Origin of the sequence: Pseudomonas sp. P1.31, assembly GCF_001269815.1 — a bacterium.
GTDB lineage: Bacteria > Pseudomonadota > Gammaproteobacteria > Pseudomonadales > Pseudomonadaceae > Aquipseudomonas > Aquipseudomonas rustica.
In genome coordinates, this window is the sequence record NZ_LHVN01000002.1 from 15,730 (window position 1) to 41,072 (window position 25,343).

Sequence of the window (25,343 nt, forward strand, 5' to 3'; positions counted from 1 at the left end):
AGCATTTAACAAGTGTAATTTTAATTATTTTAAGTTGGGTATTTTTCAAATATGAGCGCCCCCGATAAAACTTGCGGGTTAAGTTTTATTTGGGCGTAGTTACTCCTTTCAGCCAATAACGGCCAAAATTGATCGACAAGAGTGAATGCCTCACTCGAAGCAACTTTCTAATGAAAAAGACTGGTGTGGTTTGAGGGATGAAAGTTGGCCGGAAACGGCGCCATGACTTTCCTTTTCCCGTGACAAGGCTCCTTCCGTAGGTTCCTGTTGCGGGGACTGCACCGATCAGGCGGTGCGCCCCCGTTCTTTATTGGGGTTGGCCATTCAAGAGTGCGGGTAAATGACCGCGACGGCTATTACCGTTTGGTTATTGCCACGGTGGCAATTTCGTTCGCACAGGCGCAGGGAGGTTAGAGCGAAGACGCCGATCCGCCACAGTGTTTGTGCGCGACCGGTTGAGGGGATTTGTAAGCGGGTTATTCGCCGGGCGGACGCAATGATCCGCGTCCGGCGTTAAGGCTTTAGCGCAGGGCTTTGCGATTTTGCGCGGCAGGACTGGCGAGATAGCGGGTGATCACCTCGACACCACGGTTGAGGTGCTGCTCAAGCAGCATCACCGAGCGTTCAACGTCGCGCTCGATCGCGGCTTGCAGCAGGGCGCGGTGGTCGTCCTGGGAAATTTTGCCCAGGCCCATGGCTTCAAGGTTGAAACGCAGAAAGCGTTCTTCTTCATTGAGACCGTCCTCGACCAGACGCAGCAGGCGCTTGTTCGGCGCCTTGGCGTACAGCGCCATGTGGAACAGGCGATTGAGCCGACCGATTTCGGTGTAGTCGTGTTGGGTTTCGAGTTCGCGGATGTAGCCGGCGGCGAGCTCGTGATCGGCCGCCGTCAGCAACGGAATCGACTGCCGCAGCGCTTCGCCCTCAAGCAGAATGCGCAATTCGTAGGTTTCTGTCGCGTCGCCCTGAATCAGCGCGGCGACCACCGCGCCTTTGTGCGTGGTCACGCTCAGCAGTTCTTGCGCTTCGAGCTGGCGCAACGCTTCGCGCACCGGCATGCGGCTGACCCCGAACAAATCGGCCAAATCCTGCTGGCGCAGAGCGGTGCCGCACGGCAGACGACCATCAAGAATGGCTGCGCGCAGGGTTTCTTCGATGATCGAGCGGGCCAGGTGTGCAGGAATCGGCCCATCGACTTTAATGCTGTGTAGCGGCTTGGGCTTCTGTGTCACGACTACGCACCCTGTAGGTCGGCTGAATTTGGATCCAAATGACACTAGTGATTGCCCTACAAGTTGTCAAACCGTGTAGAGGAATACTTGGCAAACAGTTTAGCGCGATGCCGATGATCTCATCGTGCCATTGTCTTTTAACGGGCTAAGCTTCACCATCAAACGCTTTCCTTCCTGCCCCCCGGAAACCTGCTGTGGCGGTACGTTTCGCGATCCCTCGGACTCTGCGCTGGCTAGGCTGCGCACTGCTGCTGGCCAGTCTTATGCTGGGCGGTCTGCATGCCGATTGGGATTTTTCCGCGATCAGCCGCAAGGCTACGGCGCTGTACGGCCCGCTGGGTGCCGGGCAGCAGCGCATCGATGCCTGGCAGAATCTGTTGGCGACGCAGCAACAGGCCAGCGAAATGGACAAGCTGAAAGTGGTGAACCTGTTTTTCAACAAACAGGTGCGCTACGTCGAAGACATCGACCTGTGGCACGAGGTCGATTATTGGGAAACGCCGATCGAGGCGCTGTGGAAGGGTGCTGGCGATTGCGAAGACTATGCGATCGCCAAGTATTTCAGCCTGCGCCATCTCGGCGTTTCCAGTGACAAGCTGCGCATCACTTACGTCAAGGCACTGCGCCAGAATCGCGCGCACATGGTGCTGACGTACTATTCCACACCCGACGCCATGCCGCTGGTGCTCGACAGCCTGATCGATCAGATTCAACCGGCGTCGCAGCGAACCGATTTGCTGCCGGTCTACTCTTTCAATGCGGAAGGGTTGTATTTGCCGGGCGCCAAGGGCAACAAGAAGGTCGGTGATACCAAGCGCCTGTCACGCTGGCAGGATGTGTTGAAGAAAATGCAGGCCGAAGGTTTTCCGGTCGAGACGACTAACTAGGAGCACGCGCTCAGATGTCTTTGTTCAAACAGCTGTTGATCGCTATCTGTCTGTTCCTGGTGGTCGCCTTCACCGGCAGCTTCATGGTCAGTCTGGAAAGCTCGCGTACCCAGTACGTCAACCAGTTGCGCTCGCACGCCCAGGACGCCGCGACGGCGCTGGCCTTGTCGCTGACGCCGAACATCGACGACCCGGCGATGGTCGAGTTGCTGGTCAGTTCGATTTTCGACAGTGGCTATTACGCGAGCATTCGTGTGGTTGATGTGAAGACCGACAAAACCATGGTCGAGCGCAGCGGCAGCCCGGCGGTCACCAACGTGCCGGACTGGTTCGTCAAATTGATCGGCCTCGAACCCGCCGGTGGCGATGCGCTGGTCAGCCGTGGCTGGGAGCAGGCGGCGCGAGTCGAGGTGGTCAGCCACCCGATGTTCGCTGTGGCCAAGCTGTGGCAGAGCGCGTTGGGCAGCCTTGGCTGGCTGCTGGTCTGTGGCGCGGTGAGTGCGGTGCTTGGTGCACTGCTGTTGCGCCGGCAATTGAAACCGCTGGATTACATGGTCAAGCAATCCCACGCCATCGCCCGCCGCGAATTCCTCAGCCTGCCGGACCTGCCGCGCACGCCGGAATTGCGCCGCGTGGTACTGGCCATGAACCAGATGGTCGAGAAGCTCAAGGCGCTGTTTCAGGAGCAGGCCGAGCGCAGTGAAAAGCTGCGTGCCGAGTCGTATCAGGACAACCTCACCGGGCTGGCCAACCGACGTTATTTCGAGATGCAGCTGAACAACCGCGTGAGCAATGCCGAGCAGGCCAGCTCCGGTTATCTGCTGCTGTTGCGGGTCAAGGATCTGGCCGGGCTCAACCAGCGTCTGGGCGGTCAGCGTACTGATGAATTGTTGAAAGCGGTGGGCGAGCAATTGTCCCGCGAGTGCGCCAAATACCCGGAAACCCAGAACCTCGTCACGCGTATTCGTGGCGGTGAATTCGCGGTGTTGGCGCCGGGCCTGGTGCGTGAGGAAGCGCTGCAACTGGCGCAGAATCTTGACGCCGCGCTGAGCAGTTTGCACGCCACCGGCGCTACCGATGTTGAGGCCGTGGCATCGATTGGTCTGGCGCCATTCGCTCACGGTGATTCGCCGCAATCGGTGCTGAGCCTTGGCGATCAGGCGTTGGCGCAAGCCGAAGGGCAGGGCGAGCAGAACTGGGCGTGTCTCGATCAGAGCCTGACCGCCGACGTTGGCGACGATCACCATGCCTGGCACCGCTTGCTCGATCAGGCGCTGACTCAGCAGCGATTCGAGCTGTATTTCCAACCGGTGGTGGCGGCGCAAGACACGCAATTGGTGCTGCATTACAAAGTGCTCTCGCGCTTGCTCGATGAGCACGGCCAGACCATTCCTGCCGGGCGTTTCCTGCCATGGCTGGAGCGCTTCGGCTGGACGGCGCGGCTGGATCGCCTGATGCTTGAGCGCGTGCTGGAGCAGATGAAAGGGCATGAGGATTCGCTGGCGCTGAACTTGTCTTCAGCGACGCTGGCGGATCCGCAGGCGCTGAATAAAGTCTTTGAGATTCTGCGTACGCATTCCAATCTTGGCCCGCGTTTGACCCTGGAAATCGGTGAGGAACAGTTGCCGGATCAGGCTGTGCTGGAGCAGTTGACCCGTCGTCTGCGTGAGTTGGGCTTCTCGCTGAGCCTGCAGCGCTTTGGTGGGCGCTTCAGCATGATCGGCAACCTGGCGCGGCTTGGGTTGGCGTATCTGAAGATCGATGGCAGCTACATTCGGGCGATCGATCAGGAGAGCGACAAGCGTCTGTTTATCGAGGCGATTCAGCGCGCGGCGCACAGTATTGATCTGCCGCTGATTGCCGAGCGGGTAGAGACCGAAGGAGAGTTGTCGGTGATTCGCGAGATGGGCTTGTATGGGGTTCAGGGGCAGTTGCTGGGTGAGCCGAAGCCTTGGGCCTGACCTGATCGTTCCCACGCTCTGCGTGGGAATGCAGCCCGTGACGCTCCGCGTCACAACGATGTTTGAGCGGTGTGGCTGGAACGCAGAGCGTCCCTTGATGCGTTCCCACGCGGAGCGTGGGAACGATCAAATGCATTCCATGTAGGAGCTGCCGAAGGCTGCGATCTTTCGCTTTAAATCAACCCGCCCAACACTTGAGCCTGCAGCGTTTGGGGTTCAGGGGCAGTTGCTGGGTGAGCCGAAGCCTTGGGCCTGACCTGATCGTTCCCACGCTCTGCGTGGGAATGCAGCCCGTGACGCTCTGCGTCACAACGAAGTTCGAGCGGTGTGGCTGGAACGCAGAGCGTCCCTTGATGCGTTCCCACGCTGAGCGTGGGGACGATCAAAACAGGGGAATGCATTCCATGTAGGAGCTGCCGAAGGCTGCGATCTTTTGCTTTAAATCAGCCCGCTCTCATCTTCATCAATCAGCTGGCTCAACCCGCCCAACGCCTCACGTGCCTGGTTACGATCCAGCAGTTTGGCCTGTGCCGCTGGCGGAAGGTCGGTGACGCGGATCACGCCTTTGCTGGTCAGCACTTGAATCAGGTCGTCGAGTACCCGAATCATTTCAAAGTCGCTCTGCTTGAGCTGTTTGAGGCTGTTTTCCACCGCAGCGTTGGCGAACCACGCCTGGATTTCATGGTTGTCGGCCGGCAGCGTTTCCGTGGCTTCGGCGTAAGCCGCCGCTTCCACGCGCGTCAACACACCTTGCGCATCGCGTTGCACGTAAAACATTGAGCATCCCTCAGAAATGAACCAGCGTCATGCTGTCAGCAGCATAGCCAACTGCGCGCGAGTATGCGGTGCGGCGACGCAATCGTCACCGTGACGATTGGCGTAAACGTGACGGCCGCCCCATCAGGGCGGCCGTTTTGTTCATGCATCAGCTGTTGTTGTGGTCGACCTTGATGGTCGGGTCGCTACCAGCAATCAGGTTATGAATGTTGGCGCTCGACCAGTTGTTGCCTTCCAGTTTGATCGTCACATCCGGCGTTGCCGCAGCCGCATCGCCCGAGTTGAACTTGCCTGCCGAGCTGACCTGCAGCGACGACGTGCCGTCGACCGTGGTGATCTTCAGGAAGTTGTCGATGGTGCTGCCGGTCTCGCCCTGCAGCAAATCGCGCAGGTCGATGCGGTCACCGTCGGCGGCCTTGAAGTCCTTGATCACATCGTTGCCGGTGTCGCCCGATTTCCAGACGAAGGTGTCGGCACCCGAACCACCGATAAGGATGTCGTTGCCCGAGCCGCCGATCAGCGTGTCGTTGCCGGTACCACCGAGCAGGATGTCATTACCTTTGCCGCCGTCGAGCGTGTCGTTACCGCCCGAGCCGAACAGGATGTCATTGCCCGCGCCACCCAACAGCGTGTCGTTGCCGTCATGCGCGCCGGACACATCGAACGCCTGATAGTGCTCGGTGATGTACTGGTGCACGTTGCTGGTAGTGACTTTGCTGACGTCGACCCCGGTTTCCTTGGCCACGAACGCCTGCATCGCCTGATAACCCTCGCCGGCAATGCCGTTGAAGCTCACCAGATCGCCGAACAGGATGTCGTTGCCGTCGCCACCGCTGACCGTGTCGTTGCCCGGCAGGGTCGCTTCGGTGTGGCCGATGATCGAGTTGGCGAGATCCTTCGGATCGATGTTGGTTTGTGGCGTTTTGTCCGAGTCGTAAGGTTTCAGGTCATTGAGGCTGACACCGCTGTTGAGGCCGATGGCTTCAACGTTGGACAGACCGCTGAGCAGCGCGAAACTGCTGGTCGAGTTGTCGGTGGTGGTTGTGCTGGTGCTGCTGCCGCTGCCCGCCAGGTTCGACAACTCATAGGTGCCGTCGCCCTGAGCGTGAACGGTGCCCAGGCTGCTCCAGTTCCAGCTGCCGTTTTTGTACGTTTGCAGAACAGCAGCACCGGCGGCACTGATGCTCAGATAGTGCGTGCTGTCGATGTACGTGGCGAAGCTATCGCCCAGCTTGTAATTGCTGGTCGTCACCACGCTGTCGAACTTCACGCTGTTGTACAGCGTCGGGTTGGTCTGCTCGCCGCTCTGGTAATAGGTCGGCTGGCCGTCGGTGATGAAGTACGTAAGGTTCTTCGCTCCGGTGTTGGCCACGGCGTCAGCGCTCTGGAACCAGTTGGCCGTGGTTTTGAACACGTCCTCGTAGTTGGTACCGCCGCCGGACGCCATCGAGTCGAGTACGGCTTTGAGCTGCGTCAGCGCGTTCGGGTCGTTGAGGTTCACCGACACCGACTTGTTCACCTGGGTGTCGAAGTCAGCGAGGAAAATGTTCACCGTGCCCGAGTTGTTGCCGCCGAGGCTCTGCTTGAGGGTGTTGAACACCGACGTCAGCGAGTCCTTGGCCGCGTTGATCGACGACGTGCTCATGCTGCCCGAGCTGTCGACCATGAACGCGATGTTGTAGTTGGTGCCCGGCACCACGGTCAGGCCGCCGATGTCAGCGACCATGATGTCGTTGCCGTCGGTGCCGCTGAAGGTGTCATCGCCCGAAGTGCCGACGATGGCGTTATAGACCGCCGGCACCACGGTGACCGGAATGGTCGCGGTGGTGCTGGCCGAACCGCCCAGCGCTTCGGTCGACGTCGACGTCACGGTCAGGTTGAACTGGCCGTTGTAGTAGGTCGGCGGGGTCACGGTCAGGGTGCCGAGGCTCCAGCCAGTGACGTTGGCGTCGCCACTGGTCGCGGTGACGGTGAAACTGTGGCCCGCGCCGTCGGTGAGTACCGAGCCGACCGGTGCGCCGCTGATCTTCACGCTCAGGGTTTCCGAGCCGTCGGTGTCGGTCAGGCCCGTGGTCACGGCCGACAACTTGACGCTGGTGCCTTCGGCGCCAGTGTTGAGCTTGTAGCCGTCGTAATAGCCTTCGCCGTTGCTGCCATGCAGATCGGAAACGGTCACGCCGGAGTTCACCAGATCCTGCACGCCGGTGTAGATCGGCACGCCAGCGCTGCTCAGGTCGATCGCCGTGCCGCCGTTGACCGACAGGTTGACGTCATAGCTGCCCGGGCCGCTCTGGTTGTGGTGGTAGATATCCAGGGTGTAGTAGCCGCTGGTGGTCGGGGTGAACGAGCCGTTGAGGTTGCCGCCCACGCCCCACGTGGTCGAGGCCACGGTTTTTCCGCCAATGGTCACCAACAGGCTGTCATCACCGATACCGGTGAAGGTGTAGCTCTTGCCGGCTTCCAGATAAATCAGGCCCGAGGTTTTCGATGCGGTACCGGCGGTCACGCTGCCGTCGGACTGCACGTTGGTCACGTTGGTGCTGGAGTTCGGTTTGCCGGCGGCGTCGATGACGTTTTTCAACGTCGTCGCATCGGCGCCGTTGCCGTTAGTGCCGAGGCCCGACAGGCCGGTCCAGACTTCCTTGATCAGGCCGGTGGACTTCACGCTGTTGTCGGCCACGCTCACGGTCGGTGCATCAGCCACTGGCGTGATGTCGATCTTGATCGTGCCGGTGCTGCCTAGTAGTTGGCCGTCGGTTGGCTGGAATTGCAGTTGTGCGTAGTCAGCCTTCTGATCGCCAATGCCCGCAGCATTGCCGTTCGCGCCCGACTCGTTGGCATCCGGCATGAAGCGCAGCTTGCCCGCGTCGATGTCGGCCTTGCTGAAGGTCTGATTGTTGGCGACGTCTTTCCATGTCGAACCGTCCAGATACTGCAGTTTGCCTTCGCCCGGCAGCTGGGTGATTTTCACCCCGAGGCTGCTGGCCGGGCTGTCGACGTCAGTCACACCGAAGGTCGACCAGCCGAGGATCAGCGGCGTGTCTTCAGTGCCGGTGACGTTGACCGGTGCGGCGATCGGCGCATCGTTGATCGCCACCACGTTGACCGTGGTGGTCGCGGTGTTGGAGTAGTTGCCGCCATCGGTCACGGTGACGGTGATGATGCGCGGCACGGTGCTCGGGTCTTCACTGTTGTTGGTGAAGCTGATGTTCTTGATGGCCTGCATGTAGTCGGCCAGCGTCGCATTACCTGACAAGGTCAGGGTGACGGTGCCGTTGGTGCTGTTGGCATTGATGGTGATGCCGTTGACGCTGTTGCCCAGATTCAGCGCATCGCCGTCCTGACGGTTGGTCAGTACCACGGTCGCGCCGGTGAGCATGGTGCTGTCCGGGTCGGTGATCTTGATATCGGTGTCGGCAATCGACACACCCGCGCCCGGGGTGTTTTCGGTGAAGGTCACCTTGTAGTCGGCACCGGTGGCGCCGCTGGAGTTGTTGGCATCCAGGTCGATGACCGGCGGCGCATCGTTGTCGATGATCGAGGTGCTGACGCTGCCGTTGGTGGCGCTGATCGCGAGGTTCTCGAAGTTGCCGCCCGTGGCCGAGTCGATCTTGACCACGAAGTTCTCGGTGCCTTCGGTGATCTTGTCATCGATGGTGGCGACGTTGAACTGCGCGCTGCTCGCACCTGCCGGGATCTTCACGGTGTACACACCGGTGAAGTCCGAACCGTCAGCGGCGGTACCGCTGTAGACGATTTTCAGGGTCACGTCGGTTTGCGCCGGGTGGTTCAGGCTGACGGTGTAGCTGGCGGTCTGGCCTTCGGTTACCGAGCTGCTGCCGGTGATGCTGACGGTAGTGGTGTCGATGGTATCGGTGACGCTGGTCACGGCTGGTGTGTTGCTGGTCACCAGGTTTTCGAAGCTGCCACCGGTGGCGTTGCTGATCGTTGCCTGCACGTTGCCGGCGTCTTTGTAGACGTCGTCCGCCGGAGCAGCCACGGTGACGGTGCCGGTGGTTTTGCCGGCGTCGATGGTGATCACCGCACCGTTGGACAGAGTCACGGTGACTGGCGAGCCAGCGGCGTTGGTCAGGGTTGCGGTGTAGGTGATCTGGCCACCTTCGGCCACGGTGCCGGTCGCTGACAGCGACAGGTTGGTGGTGTCGATGGTGTCGGTCACGGTGGTGCTGACCGGGGTTTTGTCGGCGACCAGATTTTCGTAGTTGCCGCCGGTTACGTTGGTGATCGAGTTGGTCAGCGGCGCGTGGCCAGTCAACGCATCGTTCGGTGCGGTGGTGGTCACGGTGCCGGTGGTTTTGCCGATGTCGATGGTGATGGTCTGACCGTTCGACAGGGTGACCACGACAGGCGCGTTGGTTACCGCCGCACCGACTGTCGCGGTGTAGACGACGTTGCCGCCTTCTGCCGCTGTGCCAGTGGCCGTCAGCTTCACCGTGGTGGTGTCGATAGTGTCAGTGACGCTGGTCACGGCTGGCGCGGTGCTGGTTACCAGGTTTTCGAAACTGCCACCGGTGGCGGTTTTGATGGTGGCCTGCACGTTGCCGGCGTCTTTGTAGACGTCGTCGGCTGGCGCCGGAACGGTCACGGTGCCAGTGGTTTTGCCTGCGTCGATGGTGATCACCGAGCCGTTGCTCAGGGTCACGGTGACTGGCGAGCCAGCGGCGTTAGTCAATGTTGCGGTGTAGGTGATCTGGCCACCTTCGGCCACGGTGCCGGTCGCCGACAGCGACAGGTTGGTGGTGTCCACGGTGTCAGTCACGGTGGTGCTGACCGGGGTTTTGTCGGCCACGAGGTTTTCGTAGTTGCCGCCGGTTACGTTGGTGATCGCGTTGGTCAGTGGAGCGTGGCCAGTCAGTGCGTCGTTTGGCGCAGTGGAGGTCACGGTGCCGGTGGTTTTGCCGATGTCGATGGTGATGGTCTGACCGTTGGCCAGGGTGACCACGACAGGCGAATTGGTGACTGGAGCGCCGACTGTCGCGGTGTAGACGACGTTGCCGCCTTCTGCCGCTGTCGCCGTTGCCGTCAACTTCACAGTGGTGGTGTCGATGGTATCGGTGACGCTGGTCACGGCTGGCGTCGTGCTCGGTACCAGGCTTTCGAAGTTGCCACCGGTGGCATTGCTGATGGTTGCCTGCACGGTGCCGGCGTCTTTATAGACGTCGTCCGCCGGAGCAGCGACGGTCACGGTGCCGGTGGTTTTCCCGGCTTCGATGTTGATCACAGCGCCGTTCGACAAAGTCACCGTCACTGGCGAGCCGGCAGCGTTGCTCAATGTCGCGGTGTAAACGATCGAGCCACCTTCAGCGACCGAGTTGGTAGCGCTGAGCGACAGGTTCGTCGTGTCGACGGTGTCGGTCACGGTGGTGCTGACCGGAGTTTTGTCGGCTACGAGGTTTTCGTAGTTGCCGCCGGTTACGTTGGTGATCGAGTTGGTCAGTGGTGCATGGCCGGTCAGCACGTCGTTAGGTGCGGCGGTGGTTGCGGTGCCAGTGGTTTGACCTACAGCGATGGTGATCGTCTGACCGTTGGCCAGGGTCACGGTGACTGGCGAGCCGGTTACCGGAGCACCGACTGTTGCCGTGTAAACGACGTTGCCACCTTCGGCCGCTGTCGCAGTGGCCGTCAGTTTCACGGTCGTGGTGTCGATGGTGTCAGTGACGCTGGTCACGGCTGGCGCAGTGCTGGTCACCAGATTTTCGAAACTGCCACCGGTGGCGGTTTTGATGGTGGCCTGCACGTTGCCGGCGTCTTTGTAGACGTCGTCAGCTGGAGCCGCGACGGTGACGGTGCCGGTGGTTTTGCCTGCTTCGATGGTGATCACCGAGCCGTTGCTCAGGGTCACGGTGACTGGCGAGCCAGCGGCGTTGGTCAAGGTCGCGGTGTAGGTGATCTGGCCACCTTCGGCCACGGTGCCGGTTGCCGACAGCGACAGGTTGGTGGTGTCGATGGTGTCGGTCACGGTGGTGCTGACCGGAGTTTTGTCGGCCACGAGGTTTTCGTAGTTGCCGCCGGTTACGTTGGTGATCGAGTTGGTCAGCGGTGCATGGCCAGTCAACACGTCGTTTGGTGCGGTGGTGGTTGCGGTACCAGTGGTCTGGCCCACACCGATGGTGATCGTCTGACCGTTGGCCAGGGTCACGGTGACTGGCGAACCGGTTACCGGAGCCCCGACGGTTGCCGTGTAAACGACGCTGCCACCCTCGGCTGCGGTTGTAGTCGCAGTGAGTTTCACGGTGGTGGTGTCGATGGTATCGGTGACGCTGGTGATCGCTGGAGCAGTGCTTGGTACCAGGTTCTCGAAGTTGCCACCAGTGGCGCTGCTGATGGTTGCTTGCACGGTGCCGGCGTCTTTGTAGACGTCATCGGCTGGCGCTGGAACCGTCGCAGTGCCGGTGGTTTTACCGGCGTCGATGGTGATTACCGCACCGTTGGACAGCGTCACGGTGACAGGCGAGCCAGCGGCGTTGGTCAGGGTTGCGGTGTAGACAATCGAGCCACCTTCAGCGACCGAGTTGGTAGCGCTCAGCGTCAGGTTTGTCGTGTCGACGGTGTCAGTCACGGTGGTGCTGACTGGCGTCTTGTCGGCTACGAGGTTTTCGTAGTTGCCGCCGGTTACGTTGGTGATCGAGTTGGTCAGTGGAGCATGGCCAGTCAGTGCGTCGTTTGGCGCAGTGGCGGTTGCAGTGCCAGTGGTCTGGCCCAAGCCGATGGTGATGGTCTGACCGTTAGCCAGCGTCACGACTACAGGCGAATTGGTTACCGGAGCACCAACAGTGGCGGTGTAGACAACGTTGCCGCCTTCGGCTGTGGTAGCGGTGGCCGTCAGTTTCACGGTCGTGGTGTCGATGGTGTCGGTGACGCTGGTCACGGCTGGTGCGGTGCTGGTTACCAGGTTTTCGAAACTGCCACCGGTGGCGGTCTTGATGGTGGCCTGCACGTTGCCGGCGTCTTTGTAGACGTCGTCAGCTGGAGCAGCGACGGTGACGGTGCCAGTGGTCTTACCAGCTTCGATGTTGATAACTGCGCCGTTCGACAGGGTCACGGTGACTGGCGAGCCAGCAGCGTTAGTCAATGTCGCGGTGTAAACAATCGAGCCACCCTCAGCGACAGAGCCGGTCGCGGACAGCGACAAATTGGTGGTGTCGACAGTGTCAGTCACATTGGTCGAAACCGGAGTTTTGTCGGCCACGAGATTTTCGTAGTTGCCGCCGGTTACGCCAGTGATCGCGTTAGTCAGCGGAGCATGGCCAGTCAGCGCATCGTTCGGTGCGGTGAAGGTCACAGTGCCGCTGGTTTTGCCGACTTCGATGGTGATGCTCTGGCCGTTGGACAGGCTTACGGTGACCGGCGAACCAGTAACCGGAGCGCCGACGGTGGCGGTATAGGTGACGTTGCCGCCTTCAGCGACCGAAGTATCGGCCGTCAGTTTGACGGTCGAAGTGTCGATGGTGTCGGTGACGCTGGTCACGGCTGGCGCGGTGCTGGTTACCAGGTTTTCGAAACTGCCACCGGTGGCGGTTTTGATGGTGGCCTGGACGTTGCCGGCGTCTTTGTAGACGTCATCGGCAGGCGCAGCGACGGTTACGTTGCCCGAAGTTTTGCCGGCTTCGATGGTGATCACGGCGCCGTTCGACAGAGTCACGGTGACTGGCGAGCCAGCAGCGTTAGTCAGGGTTGCGGTGTAGATGATCGAACCACCTTCAGCCACGGAGCCAGTCGCGGACAGCGACAGGTTAGTGGTGTCGACGGTGTCGGTAACGTTGGTGCTGACCGGAGTTTTGTCGGCCACTAGATTTTCGTAGTTGCCGCCGGTAACGCCAGTGATCGCGTTGGTGATCGGCGCGTGACCGGTCAGCGCATCGTTTGGTGCGATGAAGGTCACAGTGCCGGTGGTTTTGCCGACTTCGATGGTGATGTTCTGACCGTTAGCCAGGGTGACGACGACAGGCGAACCGGTTACTGGCGCGCCAACAGTCGCGGTGTAGGTGACGGTGCCACCCTCGGCCGCTGTTTCGGAAGCGCTGAGTTTCACGGTCGAAGTGTCGATCGTGTCGGTCACTTCGGTAACAGCTGGAACAGTGCTCGGTACCAGTTTTTCGAAGTTGCCACCGGTTGCGGAAGAAATGGTCGCTTCGACTTTGCCAGCATCTTTGTAGACGTCATCGGCAGGTGCAGCGACGGTGACGTTGCCCGAAGTTTTGCCGGCTTCGATGGTGATCACGGCACCGTTCGACAGGGTCACGGTTACCGGAGTACCGGCAGCGTTAGTCAGGGTTGCGGTGTAAACGATCGAGCCACCTTCAGCCACGGAGCCAGTCGCGGACAGCGACAGGTTAGTGGTGTCGACGGTATCGGTGACGTTGGTCGAAACCGGAGTTTTGTCGGCTACGAGGTTTTCGTAGTTGCCGCCAGTCACGTCAGTGATTGCGTTGGTGATCGGCGCATGACCGGTCAACGCATCGTTTGGCGCAGTGAAGGTTACGGTGCCGGTGGTTTTACCCACTTCAATCGTGATGTTCTGGCCGTTGGCCAAGGTCACCACGACCGGCGAACCGGTCACTGGCGCACCGACAGTCGCGGTGTAGGTGACGGTGCCACCCTCGGCCGCTGTTTCGGAGGCGCTGAGTTTCACGGTCGAAGTGTCGATGGTGTCGGTCACTTCTGTAACAGCTGGAACAGTGCTCGGTACCAGTTTTTCGAAGTCGCCACCGGTTGCGGCAGAAATGGTCGCTTCGACTTTTCCTGCGTCTTTGTAGACGTCATCGGCTGGCGCTGGAACAGACACGGTGCCCGAAGTTTTGCCCGCTTCAATGGTGATCACGGCGCCGTTCGACAGGGTCACGGTGACTGGCGAGCCAGCAGCGTTAGTCAGGGTTGCGGTGTAGATGATCGAACCACCTTCAGCCACGGAACCGGTCGCGGACAGCGACAGATTGGTGGTGTCGACGGTGTCGGTGACGTTGGTCGACACCGGCGTCTTATCAGCCACCAGGTTCTCGTAGTTGCCGCCAGTCACGCCGGTAATCGAGTTGGTGATCGGCGCATGACCGGTCAACGCATCGTTTGGCGCGGTGAAGGTCACGGTGCCAGTGGTTTTGCCCACTTCAATCGTGATGTTCTGACCGTTGGCCAGAGTCACGACAACCGGCGAACCAGTTACTGGCGCGCCGACAGTCGCGGTGTAGGTGACGGTGCCACCCTCGGCCGCTGTTTCGGAGGCGCTGAGTTTCACGGTCGAAGTGTCGATGGTGTCAGTCACTTCGGTAACAGCTGGAACAGTGCTCGGTACCAGTTTTTCGAAGTCGCCACCGGTTGCGGTAGAAATGGTTGCTTCGACTTTTCCAGCATCTTTGTAAACGTCATCGGCAGGCGCCGCGACGGTCACGTTACCGCTGGTTTTGCCAGCTTCGATAGTGATCACGGCGCCGTTCGACAGAGTCACGGTGACTGGCGAGCCAGCAGCGTTAGTCAGGGTCGCGGTGTAAACGATCGAGCCACCTTCAGCCACGGAACCGGTCGCGGACAGCGACAGATTGGTGGTGTCGACGGTGTCGGTGACGTTGGTCGACACCGGCGTCTTATCAGCCACCAGGTTCTCGTAGTTGCCGCCAGTCACGCCGGTAATCGAGTTGGTGATCGGCGCATGACCGGTCAACGCATCGTTTGGCGCGGTGAAGGTCAGGGTGCCAGTGGTTTTACCCACTTCGATGGTGATGTTCTGGCCATTGGCCAAGGTCACCACGACCGGCGAACCGGTTACTGGCGCGCCGACAGTCGCGGTATAGGTGACGGTGCCACCCTCGGCCGCTGTTTCGGAAGCGCTGAGTTTGACGGTCGAGGTATCGATCGTGTCGGTCACTTCGGTAACAGCTGGAACAGTGCTCGGCACCAGATTTTCGAAGTTGCCGCCGGTTGCGGAAGAAATGGTCGCTTCGACTTTGCCAGCATCTTTGTAGACGTCATCGGCAGGTGCAGCGACGGTCACGTTGCCCGAAGTTTTGCCCGCTTCAATGGTGATCACGGCGCCGTTCGACAGGGTCACGGTTACCGGAGTACCGGCAGCGTTAGTCAGGGTTGCGGTGTAAACGATCGAGCCACCTTCAGCCACGGAACCGGTCGCGGACAGCGACAGATTGGTAGTGTCGACGGTATCGGTGACGTTGGTCGAAACCGGAGTTTTGTCGGCTACGAGATTTTCGTAGTTGCCGCCAGTCACACCGGTAATTGCGTTGGTGATTGGAGCATGACCAGTCAGCGCATCATTCGGCGCAGTGAAGGTCACGGTGCCAGTGGTTTTACCCACTTCAATCGTGATGTTCTGACCATTGGCCAAGGTCACCACAACCGGCGAACCAGTCACAGGCGCGCCAACAGTAGCGGTGTAAACAACCGCACCACCTTCAGCAGCGGACTCGGTCGCGGTCAGTTTCACGGTCGAGGTGTCGATGGTGTCAGTCACTTCGGTAACAGCTGGAACAGTGCTCGGTACCAGTTTTTCGAAGTCGCCACCGGTTGCGGTAGAAATGGTCGCTTCGACTTTGCCAGCATCTTTGTAGACGTCATCGGCAGGCGCCGCGACGGTCACGTTGCCGCTGGTTTTGCCAGCTTCGATAGTGATCACAGCACCGTTCGACAGTGTCACGGTCACTGGCGAGCCAGCAGCGTTGGTCAGAGTTGCGGTGTAAACGATCGAACCACCCTCAGCCACGGAACCGGTCGCTGACAGCGACAGGTTAGTGGTGTCGACAGTATCAGTAACGTTGGTCGACACCGGCGTCTTATCGGCCACCAGATTTTCGTAGTTGCCGCCAGAAACGTCGGTAATTGCATTGGTCAGCGCAGCATGACCGGTCAACGCATCGTTCGGCGCAGTGGTGGTCACGGTGCCTGTGGTTTTGCCCACTTCAATCGTGATGTTCTGGCCGTTGGCCAGAGTGACGACGACAGGCGAACCGGTCACTGGCGCGCCGACGGTCGCGGTGTAAGTAACGTTGCCACCCTCAGCCGCCGACTCGGTCGCGGTCAGTTTGACGGTGGTGGTGTCGATGGTGTCGGTGATGTTGGTCACGGCCGGAACGGTGCTCGGCACCAGGTTCTCGAAGTTGCCGCCAGTCACCGTCGAAATGGTTGCTTCGACTTTGCCTGCGTCCTTGTAAACGTCATCCGCCGGAGCAGCAACGGTCACGGTGCCGCTGGTTTTGCCTGCTTCGATGGTGATCACTGCGCCGTTCGACAGGGTCACGGTCACCGGATTACCGGCGGCGTTGGTCAGGGTCGCGGTGTAAACGATCGAACCACCTTCAGCCACCGAGTCGGTCGCGGTCAGGTTCAGGTTGGTGGTGTCGTTGGTGTCCGAGACCGCGGTGTCGGCGGACTTGCCGTCGACCGCGAGTTTTTCGTAGTTGCCGCCAGTGGCGCCATCGATGGTCACGCTCAGCGAGCTGCCGCCGGCCAATGGGCTGTTCGGCGCAACGTAGTTCACCGTGCCGGTGGTTTCACCGACGGCGATGGTGATGGTCTGGCCGTTGGACAGGTTGACGACAACCGGCGAGCCAGTGACTGGCGCGGTCACGGTCGCGGTGTAGACCACGGTTTCGCCTTCGGCGACGTTGGCGGTGGCGGTCAGCGACACGGTGGAGGTATCGATGGTGTCATTGACGGTGGTTACGGCCGGGGCAGTGCTGGTGACGAGGTTTTCGAAATCGCCACCGGTTGCGCCTTTGATGGTCGCTTCAACGGTGCCGGCGTCTTTGTAGACGTCATCTTTCGGCGCGTCGACGGTCACGGTGCCCGTGGTTTTGCCAGCGTCGATGGTGATCACCGAGCCGTTGCTCAGGGTCACGGTTACCGGGCTGCCAGCAGCGTTGGTCAGGGTCGCGGTGTAAGTGATCTGGCCGCCTTCATCCACTGAACCGGTGGCGCTGAGCGACAGGTTGGTGGTGTCGGTGGTGTCGGTCACGGTGGTGCTGACCGGGGTTTTGTCGGCAACGAGGTTCTCGTAGTTGCCGCCGGACACGTTGGTGATCGAGTTGGTCAGCGGAGCATGACCGGTCAACGCATCGTTCGGTGCGGTGGTGGTGACGGTGCCGGTGGTTTTGCCCACTTCGATAGTGATGTTCTGGCCGTTGGCCAAGGTCACGACAACCGGCGAACCGGTCACTGGTGCGCCGACGGTCGCGGTGTAGGTGACGGTGCCACCTTCAGCAGCAGACTCGGTGGCGGTCAGTTTCACGGTCGAGGTGTCGATGGTGTCGGTGACTTCGGTCACGGCCGGCGTGGTGCTCGGAACGAGGTTCTCGAAGTTACCGCCAGTCGCGTCCTTGATGGTCACTTCGACTTTGCCGGCGTCTTTGTAGACGTCATCGGCTGGCGCTGCAACGGTCACGGTGCCGGTGGTTTTGCCCGCTTCGATGGTGATGGTCGAACCGTTCGAGAGGTTCACGGTTACCGGCGTGCCGGCCGGGTTGGTCAGGGTCGCGGTGTAAACAATCGAACCGCCCTCGGCCACGGTGCCGGTTGCGCTCAGCGTCAGATCGGTGGTGTCGACGGTATCGGTGACGGTGGTCGAAACCGGGGTTTTGTCGGCGACCAGATTCTCGTAGTTGCCGCCGCTCACGTCGGTGATCGCGTTGGTCAGCGGCGTGTGGCCGTTCAGCGCGTCGTTCGGTGCGGTGGTGGTGACGGTGCCGGTGGTTTTGCCGACTTCGATGGTGATGTTCTGACCGTTGGCCAGGGTCACGACGACAGGCGAACCGGTGACTGGCGCGCCGACGGTCGCGGTGTAGGTGATGGTGCCACCTTCAGCAGCAGACTCGGTGGCGGTCAGTTTGACCGTCGAGGTGTCGATGGTGTCGGTGACTTCGGTCACGGCTGGCGTGGTGCTCGGAACGAGGTTCTCGAAGTTGCCGCCGGTGGCGTCCTTGATGGTCACTTCGACTTTGCCGGCGTCTTTGTAGACGTCATCGGCTGGCGCTGCAACGGTCACGGTGCCCGTGGTTTTGCCCGCTTCGATGGTGATGGTCGAACCGTTCGACAAGGTCACGGTGACAGGCGAGCCTGCAGCGTTGGTCAGGGTCGCGGTGTAGATGATCGAACCACCCTCAGCCACGGAACCGGTGGCGCTGAGCGACAGGTTGGTGGTGTCGGTGGTGTCGGTCACGGTGGTGGTGATCGGGGTTTTGTCGGCGACCAGATTTTCGTAGTTGCCGCCGGTCACGCCGGTGATCGAGTTGGTCAGGGGAGCCTGACCGGTCAGCGCATCGTTTGGTGCGGTGAAGGTCACGGTGCCGGTGGTTTTGCCGACTTCGATGGTGATGCTTTGGCCGTTGGCCAGGTTCACCACGACTGGCGAACCGGTGACCGGCGCGCCGACAGTGGCGGTGTAAGTGACGGTGCCGCCTTCAGCCACGGTGGTGTCGGCCGTCAGTTTGACGGTCGAGGTGTCGATGGTGTCAGTGACGTCAGTCACGGCTGGCGTGGTGCTCGGAACGAGGTTCTCGAAGTTACCGCCGGTGGCGTCCTTGATAGTCACTTCGACTTTGCCGGCGTCTTTGTAGACGTCATCGGCAGGCGCGGCAACGGTCACGGAACCGGTGGTTTTGCCCGCTTCGATGGTGATGGTCGAACCGTTCGACAGGTTCACGGTAACGGGGGTGCCGGCCGGGTTGGTCAGGGTTGCGGTGTAAACAATCGAACCACCCTCAGCCACGGTGCCGGTCGCGCTCAGCGACAGGTTGGTGGTGTCGACGGTGTCGGTCACCGACGTTACGGCCGGGGTTTTATCTGCGACGAGGTTTTCGTAGTTGCCGCCGCTGGTGCCGTCGATTTTCACGCTCAGCGTGTTGCCGCCAGCGAGGGCATCGTTCGGTGCGGTGAAGTTGACGCTGCCGCTGCTGGCGCCGACCGGAATGGTGATGGTCTGGCCGTTGGACAGGGTCACGACAACCGGCGCGCCGGTGACCGGTGCGGTCACGGAAGCGGTGTAAACTACCACGCCGCCTTCAACGGTGGCGGCGGTGGCGGTCAGCGAAACGGTGCTGTTGTCGATGGTGTCGGTGACGTCGGTGACCGCTGGAGTCTTGTCGACCACCAGGTTCTCGAAGTTACCGCCCGTGGTTTTGGTGATGCTCGCGTCGACTTTGCCGGCGTCCTTGTAGACGTCATCGCCCGGCGCGGCGACGGTGGCAGTGCCAGAGGTCGCGCCTTTGGCGATGTTGATCACCGCGCCGTTGCTCAGGGTCACGGTCATGGCCGTGCCGGCCGCGTTGGTGAGGCTTGCGGTGTAGACGATCGAACCGCCCTCGGCGACCGAAGCGGTGGCGCTCAGGCTGATATTGGTGGTGTCGACGGTGTCGGTGACGGTGGTAACCACCGCCGAACGGTTGGCATCGACCTGCTCGAAGTTGCCGCCGCTGTGGCTGGCAATCGCGGTCTGTACTTTGCCGCCGTCAATGTACGGGGTGTTGGCAGGCGCGGCGAAATTCACCGAACCGCTGGTCGCACCGGCAGCAATGTTGATCACTGCGCCGTTGGCCAGGGTCACGGTCATGGCGGTACCGGCCGGATTGCTCAGGGTCGCGGTGTAGGTGATCTGGCCACCTTCGCTGACGGTGTCGTTGGCGCTGAGGGTCAGCGTGGTTTTGTCGACGGTGTCATTGACGGTGGTGCTGACCGGGGTCTTGCTGACGTCGAGTTTTTCGAAGTTACCGCCGGTGGCATCGGTCATGGTCACGGTGAGCTTGCTGACGTCTTTGTAAACGTCATCGCTCGGCGCCGCGATGGTCACCGAACCGCTGGTTTTGCCAGCCTCGATGGTAATGGTCTGGCCGTTGCTCAGGTTGACGGTCACCGGCGTTTGCGCGGCGTTGGTCAGGGTCGCGGTGTAGGTGATCGACGTGCCTTCGAGCACATAGCTTTCAGCGCTGAGGGTCAGGTGCGTGGTGTTGATCGTGTCGGCAACGTTGGTCACCGCTGGCGTCGGATTGGCCACCAGGCTTTCGAAATTGCCGCCGTCGGTGCCCTTGATGGTCACTTCGACTTTGCCGGCGTCTTTGTAGGCGTCATCGGCAGGCGCAGGAACGGTCACGGTGCCGGTGGTCTTGCCGGCGTCGATGGTGATGGTCGAACCGTTGCTCAGGGTCACAGTCACCGGGGTGCCGGCCGGGTTGGTCAGCGTCGCGGTGTAGACGATCTGCCCGCCTTCATTGACGTTGCCGGTGGCGGTCAGCGAAACGGTGGTGGTGTCGACGGTGTCGGTCACGGCGGTGCTGACCGGGGTTTTGTCGGCGACCAGATTTTCGTAGTTGCCGCCGCTGACATTGGTGATCGAGTTGGTCAGCGGCGCGTGGCCGGCCAGCACGTCGTTCGGTGCGGTGGTCGACACGGTGCCGGTGGTTTGGCCGACAGCGATAGTGATGCTCTGACCGTTCGCCAGGGTCACGACGACAGGCGAGCCGGTCACTGGCGCACCAACAGTCGCGGTGTAAGTGACGGTGCCGCCTTCAGCAGCGGTTTCGGTGGCGGTCAGTTTCACCGTCGAGGTATCGATGGTGTCAGTGACGTCGGTCACGGCTGCAACGGTGCTTGGCACCAGGTTCTCGAAGTCGCCGCCAGTGGCGTCCTTGATGGTCACTTCGACTTTGCCGGCGTCTTTGTAGACGTCATCGGCAGGCGCAGCGACGGTCACGGTGCCGGTGGTTTTGCCAGCGTCGATGGTGATTACCGAGCCGTTGCTCAGGGTCACGGTGACTGGCGAGCCTGCTGCGTTGGTCAGGGTCGCGGTGTAAACGATCGAACCGCCTTCAGCCACGGTACCGGTGGCGCTGAGCGTCAGGTTGGTGGTGTCAGTGGTGTCGGTCACGGTGGTGCTGACCGGGGTTTTATCAGCGACCAGATTTTCGTAGTTGCCGCCGCTGACTTCGGTGATCGAGTTGGTCAGCGGTGCATGACCGGTCAACGCATCGTTCGGTGCGATGGCGGTCGCGGTGCCGGTGGTCTGGCCGACGGCGATGGTGATGGTCTGACCGTTGGCCAGGGTCACGACAACCGGCGAACCGGTGACTGGCGCGCCGACGGTCGCGGTGTAAGTGACGGTGCCACCTTCAGCAGCGGTCTCGGTCGCGGTCAGTTTCACCGTCGAGGTGTCGATGGTGTCGGTCACGTCGGTGACGGCTGGGGTGGTGCTCGGAACGAGGTTCTCGAAGTCGCCGCCGGTGGCGTCCTTGATGCTCACTTCGACTTTGCCAGCGTCTTTATAGACGTCATCGGCAGGTGCGGCGACGGTCACGGTGCCGGTGGTTTTACCGGCCTCGATGGTGATCACGGCGCCGTTCGACAAGGTTACGGTAACGGGCGAGCCGGCAGCGTTGGTCAGGGTCGCGGTGTAAACGATCGAACCGCCTTCCGCCACAGTGCCGGTGGCGCTGAGGGACAGATTGGTGGTGTCGGTGGTGTCGGTGACGGTGGTGCTGACCGGAGTTTTGTCAGCCACCAGATTTTCGTAGTTACCGCCGGAAACCTCAGTGATCGACGTGGTCAGCGGCGCATGGCCGGTCAACGCATCGTTCGGTGCAGTGGCGGTTACGGTGCCGGTGGTCTGGCCGACCGCGATGGTGATGGTTTGGCCATTGGCCAAGGTCACGACGACAGGCGAACCGGTGACCGGCGCGCCAACGGTTGCGGTGTAAGTGACGGTTCCGCCTTCAGCCACGGTGGTGTCAGCGGTCAGTTTGACGGTCGACGTGTCGAGGGTGTCGGTCACTTCGGTGACAGCCGGAACGGTGCTTGGCACCAGATTCTCGAAGTTGCCGCCAGTGGCGTTGTCGATGCTGACTTCGACTTTGCCGGCGTCTTTATAGACGTCATCGGCCGGTGCCGCGACGGTCACGGTGCCGGTGGTTTTGCCCGCTTCGATGGTGATCACCGAGCCGTTCGACAGGGTCACGGTCACCGGTGTGCCGGCCGGGTTGGTCAGGGTTGCGGTGTAAACGATCGAACCGCCTTCAGCCACAGAACCGGTGGCGCTGAGCGACAGGTTGGTGGTGTCGGCAACATCGGTGACGTTAGTGGAGACCGGAGTTTTGTCGGCGACCAGATTTTCGTAATTGCCACCGCTGACGTTGGTGATCGAGTTGCTCAGCGGCGCGTTGCCGGCCAGCGCGTCGTTCGGCGCGGTGGTGGTCACGGTGCCGGTGGTTTGGCCGACGGCGATGGTGATGTTCTGGCCGTTGGCCAAGGTCACGACAACCGGCGAGCCGGTGACTGGCGCGCCAACGGTTGCGGTGTAAGTGACGGTGCCGCCTTCAGCCACCGAGGTGTCAGCCGTCAGTTTCACGGTCGAGGTGTCGACGGTGTCGGTCACTTCGGTGACAGCCGGAACGGTGCTCGGCACCAGGTTCTCGAAATTGCCGCCAGTGACGTTATTGATGCTGACTTCGACTTGGCCGGCGTCTTTATAGACGTCATCCGCCGGTGCCGCGACGGTCACGGTGCCGGTGGTCTTGCCGGCGTCGATGGTGATCACCGAGCCGTTGCTCAGGGTCACGGTGACTGGCGTGCCGGCTGGATTGGTCAGGGTTGCGGTGTAAACGATCGAACCGCCTTCAGCAACGGTGCCGGTCGCGGACAGCGACAGATTGGTGGTGTCGATCGAATCGGTAATCGTGGTGGTCGCTGGCGTGGTGTTCGGCACCAGGTTTTCGAAGTTGCCGCCGGTTGCGCCGGTAATCGTGGTGCTGACCGTGCTGCCATTGTTGTAGACGTCGTTGGCCGCTGTCGGCACGTTGACGCTGCCGGTGGTTTTGCCGGCTTCAATGGTGATGGTCGAACCGTTCGACAGGGTGATCGTCACCGGGGTTTGCGCGGCGTTGGTCAGGGTCGCGGTGTAGGTGATCTGGTCACCTTCGACGACGGTGCCGGTGGCGGTGAGGCTGACGTTGGTGGTGTCGAGCGAATCAGTGATGGTGGTTACTGCTGGCGTCGGATTTGGCACCAGGTTTTCGAAGTTGCCGCCGGTTGCACCAGTAATCGTGGTGCTGACAGTGCTGCCATTGTTGTAGACGTCGTTGGCCGGGGTCGGCACGTTGACGACGCCCGTGGTCTGGCCGGCTTCGATGGTGATGGTTGAGCCGTTCGACAGGGTGACGGTCACCGGAGTTTGCGCCGGGTTGGTCAGGGTCGCGGTGTAAGTGATCTGACCGCCTTCGGTGACGCTCGAGCCAGCGGTCAGGGTGACCGTGGTGGTGTCGATCGAATCGGTGATGGTGGTCACTGCCGGCGTCGGGTTCGGCACCAGATTTTCGAAGTTGCCACCGGTGGCACCAGTGATGGTGGTGGTGACGGTGCTGCCGTTGTTGTAGACGTCATTGGCCGCTGTCGGCACGTTGACGACGCCAGTGGTCTGGCCGGCTTCGATGGTAATGGTCGAGCCGTTCGACAGAGTGACGGTCACCGGCGTCTGCGCCGGGTTGGTCAGGGTCGCGGTGTAAGTGATCTGACCGCCTTCAGTGACGGTCGAGCCAGCGGTCAGCGTGACCGTGGTGGTGTCGATCGAATCGGTGATGGTGGTCACTGCTGGCGTCGGGTTCGGCACCAGGTTTTCGAAGTTGCCGCCGGTTGCACCAGTAATCGTGGTGCTGACAGTGCTGCCATTGTTGTAGACGTCATTGGCCGCTGTCGGCACGTTGACGACGCCCGTGGTCTGGCCAGCTTCGATGGTGATCGTCGAGCCGTTCGACAGAGTGACGGTGACCGGGGTTTGCGCCGGGTTGGTCAGGGTCGCGGTGTAAGTGATCTGACCGCCTTCGGTGACGGTCGAGCCAGCGGTCAGCGTGACCGTGGTGGCGTCCACCGAATCAGTGATGGTGGTTACTGCTGGCGTCGGGTTCGGCACCAGATTTTCGAAGTTGCCACCGGTGGTGCCGGTAATCGTGGTGCTGACAGTGCTGCCATTGTTGTAGACGTCATTGGCCGGGGTCGGCACGTTGACGACGCCCGTGGTCTGGCCGGCTTCGATGGTGATTGTCGAGCCGTTCGACAGAGTGACGGTGACCGGGGTTTGCGCCGGGTTGGTCAGGGTCGCGGTGTAAGTGATCTGACCGCCTTCAGTGACGGTCGAGCCAGCGGTCAGAGTGACCGTGGTGGTGTCCACCGAATCGGTAATGGTGGTGGTCGCTGGCGTCGGGTTTGGCACCAGATTTTCGAAGTTGCCACCGGTGGCACCAGTGATGGTGGTGGTGACGGTGCTGCCATTGTTATAGACGTCGTTCGGCGGCGTTGGCACGTTGACGGTGCCGGTGGTCTGGCCCGCGCCAATGGTGATGGTCGAGCCGTTCGACAGGGTGACGGTCACCGGGGTTTGCGCCGGGTTGGTCAGGGTCGCGGTGTAGGTGATCTGGCCGCCTTCGGTGACGTTCGTGCCCGCCGTCAAAGTGACGGTGGTGGTGTCGATGGTGTCGGTGACCTGGGTCGTGGCCGGGACGGTTGGCGGGGTCACGTTGATGCCGTTGCCGCCGGTGGTGCCGGTGACGGTCACGTCGATCTGGGTCGAGTCGTTATAAACAGTGTCGTTCGGCGCCAGCGGTACGTTGACGGTGCCCGTGGTCGAACCGGCCGGAACCACAATCACCGCGCCGTTGGACAAGGTGATGGTCAGGTCGGTCAGCGGCGCCTGGGTCAGGGTCGCGGTGTACACCAGCACGCCACCGGCTTCGGTGATGGTCGGTGTGGCGCTGACGCTCAGGGTCGAATCGCGCAAAGCATTCGTGGTGGTGTCGGTGGTCTGCCCGCCGGTGATGTCTTGCGTGGTCTGACCGGCAGCGTTGATGCCTGCGGTCGGGAAGCCAATCGTCGGGTCAACGCGGCCAGCGGTGGCGTCGAGCATCACGAAACTGTGGCCACCACCGGCGGCACCGCCAGTGCCTGCGGCGCTTGGGCCGGCAGCGGTGGCGTCGAGGGCGGTCGTCGGGTCAACACCGGCGGCGATGGCTTGCTGCAATTCTTCTACAGAAGGCGCTGCCTGCGCGGTGGCTTCGGCCAGGTCAGTGCTGGAGTCGGGCGCGTTGGCGCTCCACTGCGTTTCGCGACCGAGGTCGAGGGTGCGGCCATCTGCCAATTCAAGCGACACGGCGCCGGAGAGGCCGGTGTCGATCTGGTCGCCGACAAACAGGCGATCGCCTTCAACGAGTACGCGACGCACGCCCTCTGGTGACACCACGAATACCTGACCAACAATGCTTTTGACGATGGCAACAACACTGCTCATTGAAGACTCTCCGGGTGTCACGTTCAGTTGACTTCCATGGACCTGATGGCATGGGCGCCGATTCAGTCTGGACGTACTTTTAAATTTTGCGTAGCAAGTTTGACGCGTCTAATTGTCAATAATTTGGCTAGATTCTTTCGCTATTAACTTTATGCCAAACTATTGACCTTCTGGGTGCCATCCTAAACAATCGCCCCAGTAATGT

5 protein-coding genes are annotated in these 25,343 nt (G+C 61.2%); 2 read left to right on the forward strand and 3 right to left on the reverse strand.

What is annotated here, in order from left to right:
• Positions 1-521 precede the first annotated feature (521 nt).
• Positions 522-1,232 carry a GntR family transcriptional regulator gene (locus tag AD669_RS00275; RefSeq protein ID WP_053116428.1) on the reverse strand — a complete coding sequence of 237 codons (711 nt, stop codon included), beginning with the start codon at positions 1,230-1,232 and terminating at the stop codon, positions 522-524.
• A gap of 194 nt (positions 1,233-1,426) precedes the next feature.
• Here AD669_RS00275 and lapG point away from each other — a divergent pair, with 194 nt between their 5' ends.
• Together lapG and lapD are read left to right on the forward strand one after the other, a co-directional pair.
• Complete coding sequence (gene lapG, locus AD669_RS00280) at positions 1,427-2,119, forward strand: cysteine protease LapG (protein ID WP_053116429.1); 693 nt, start codon at positions 1,427-1,429, stop codon at positions 2,117-2,119.
• A 14-nt stretch (positions 2,120-2,133) separates the two neighbouring features.
• Entirely contained in the window at positions 2,134-4,080 is a 1,947-nt protein-coding gene (lapD, locus tag AD669_RS00285) for a cyclic di-GMP receptor LapD (protein WP_053116430.1), read from the forward strand.
• Between the two features lie 438 nt (positions 4,081-4,518).
• Here lapD and AD669_RS00290 read toward each other — a convergent pair whose 3' ends face one another.
• Both AD669_RS00290 and AD669_RS00295 read right to left on the reverse strand, forming a co-directional pair.
• On the reverse strand, positions 4,519-4,857 hold the full coding sequence (locus tag AD669_RS00290; RefSeq protein WP_053116431.1) for a hypothetical protein: 339 nt from the start codon (positions 4,855-4,857) through the stop codon (positions 4,519-4,521).
• 148 nt (positions 4,858-5,005) lie between these two features.
• On the reverse strand, positions 5,006-25,138 hold the full coding sequence (locus tag AD669_RS00295) for an immunoglobulin-like domain-containing protein (protein WP_156316117.1): 20,133 nt from the start codon (positions 25,136-25,138) through the stop codon (positions 5,006-5,008).
• Between the last annotated feature and the right edge of the window lie 205 nt (positions 25,139-25,343).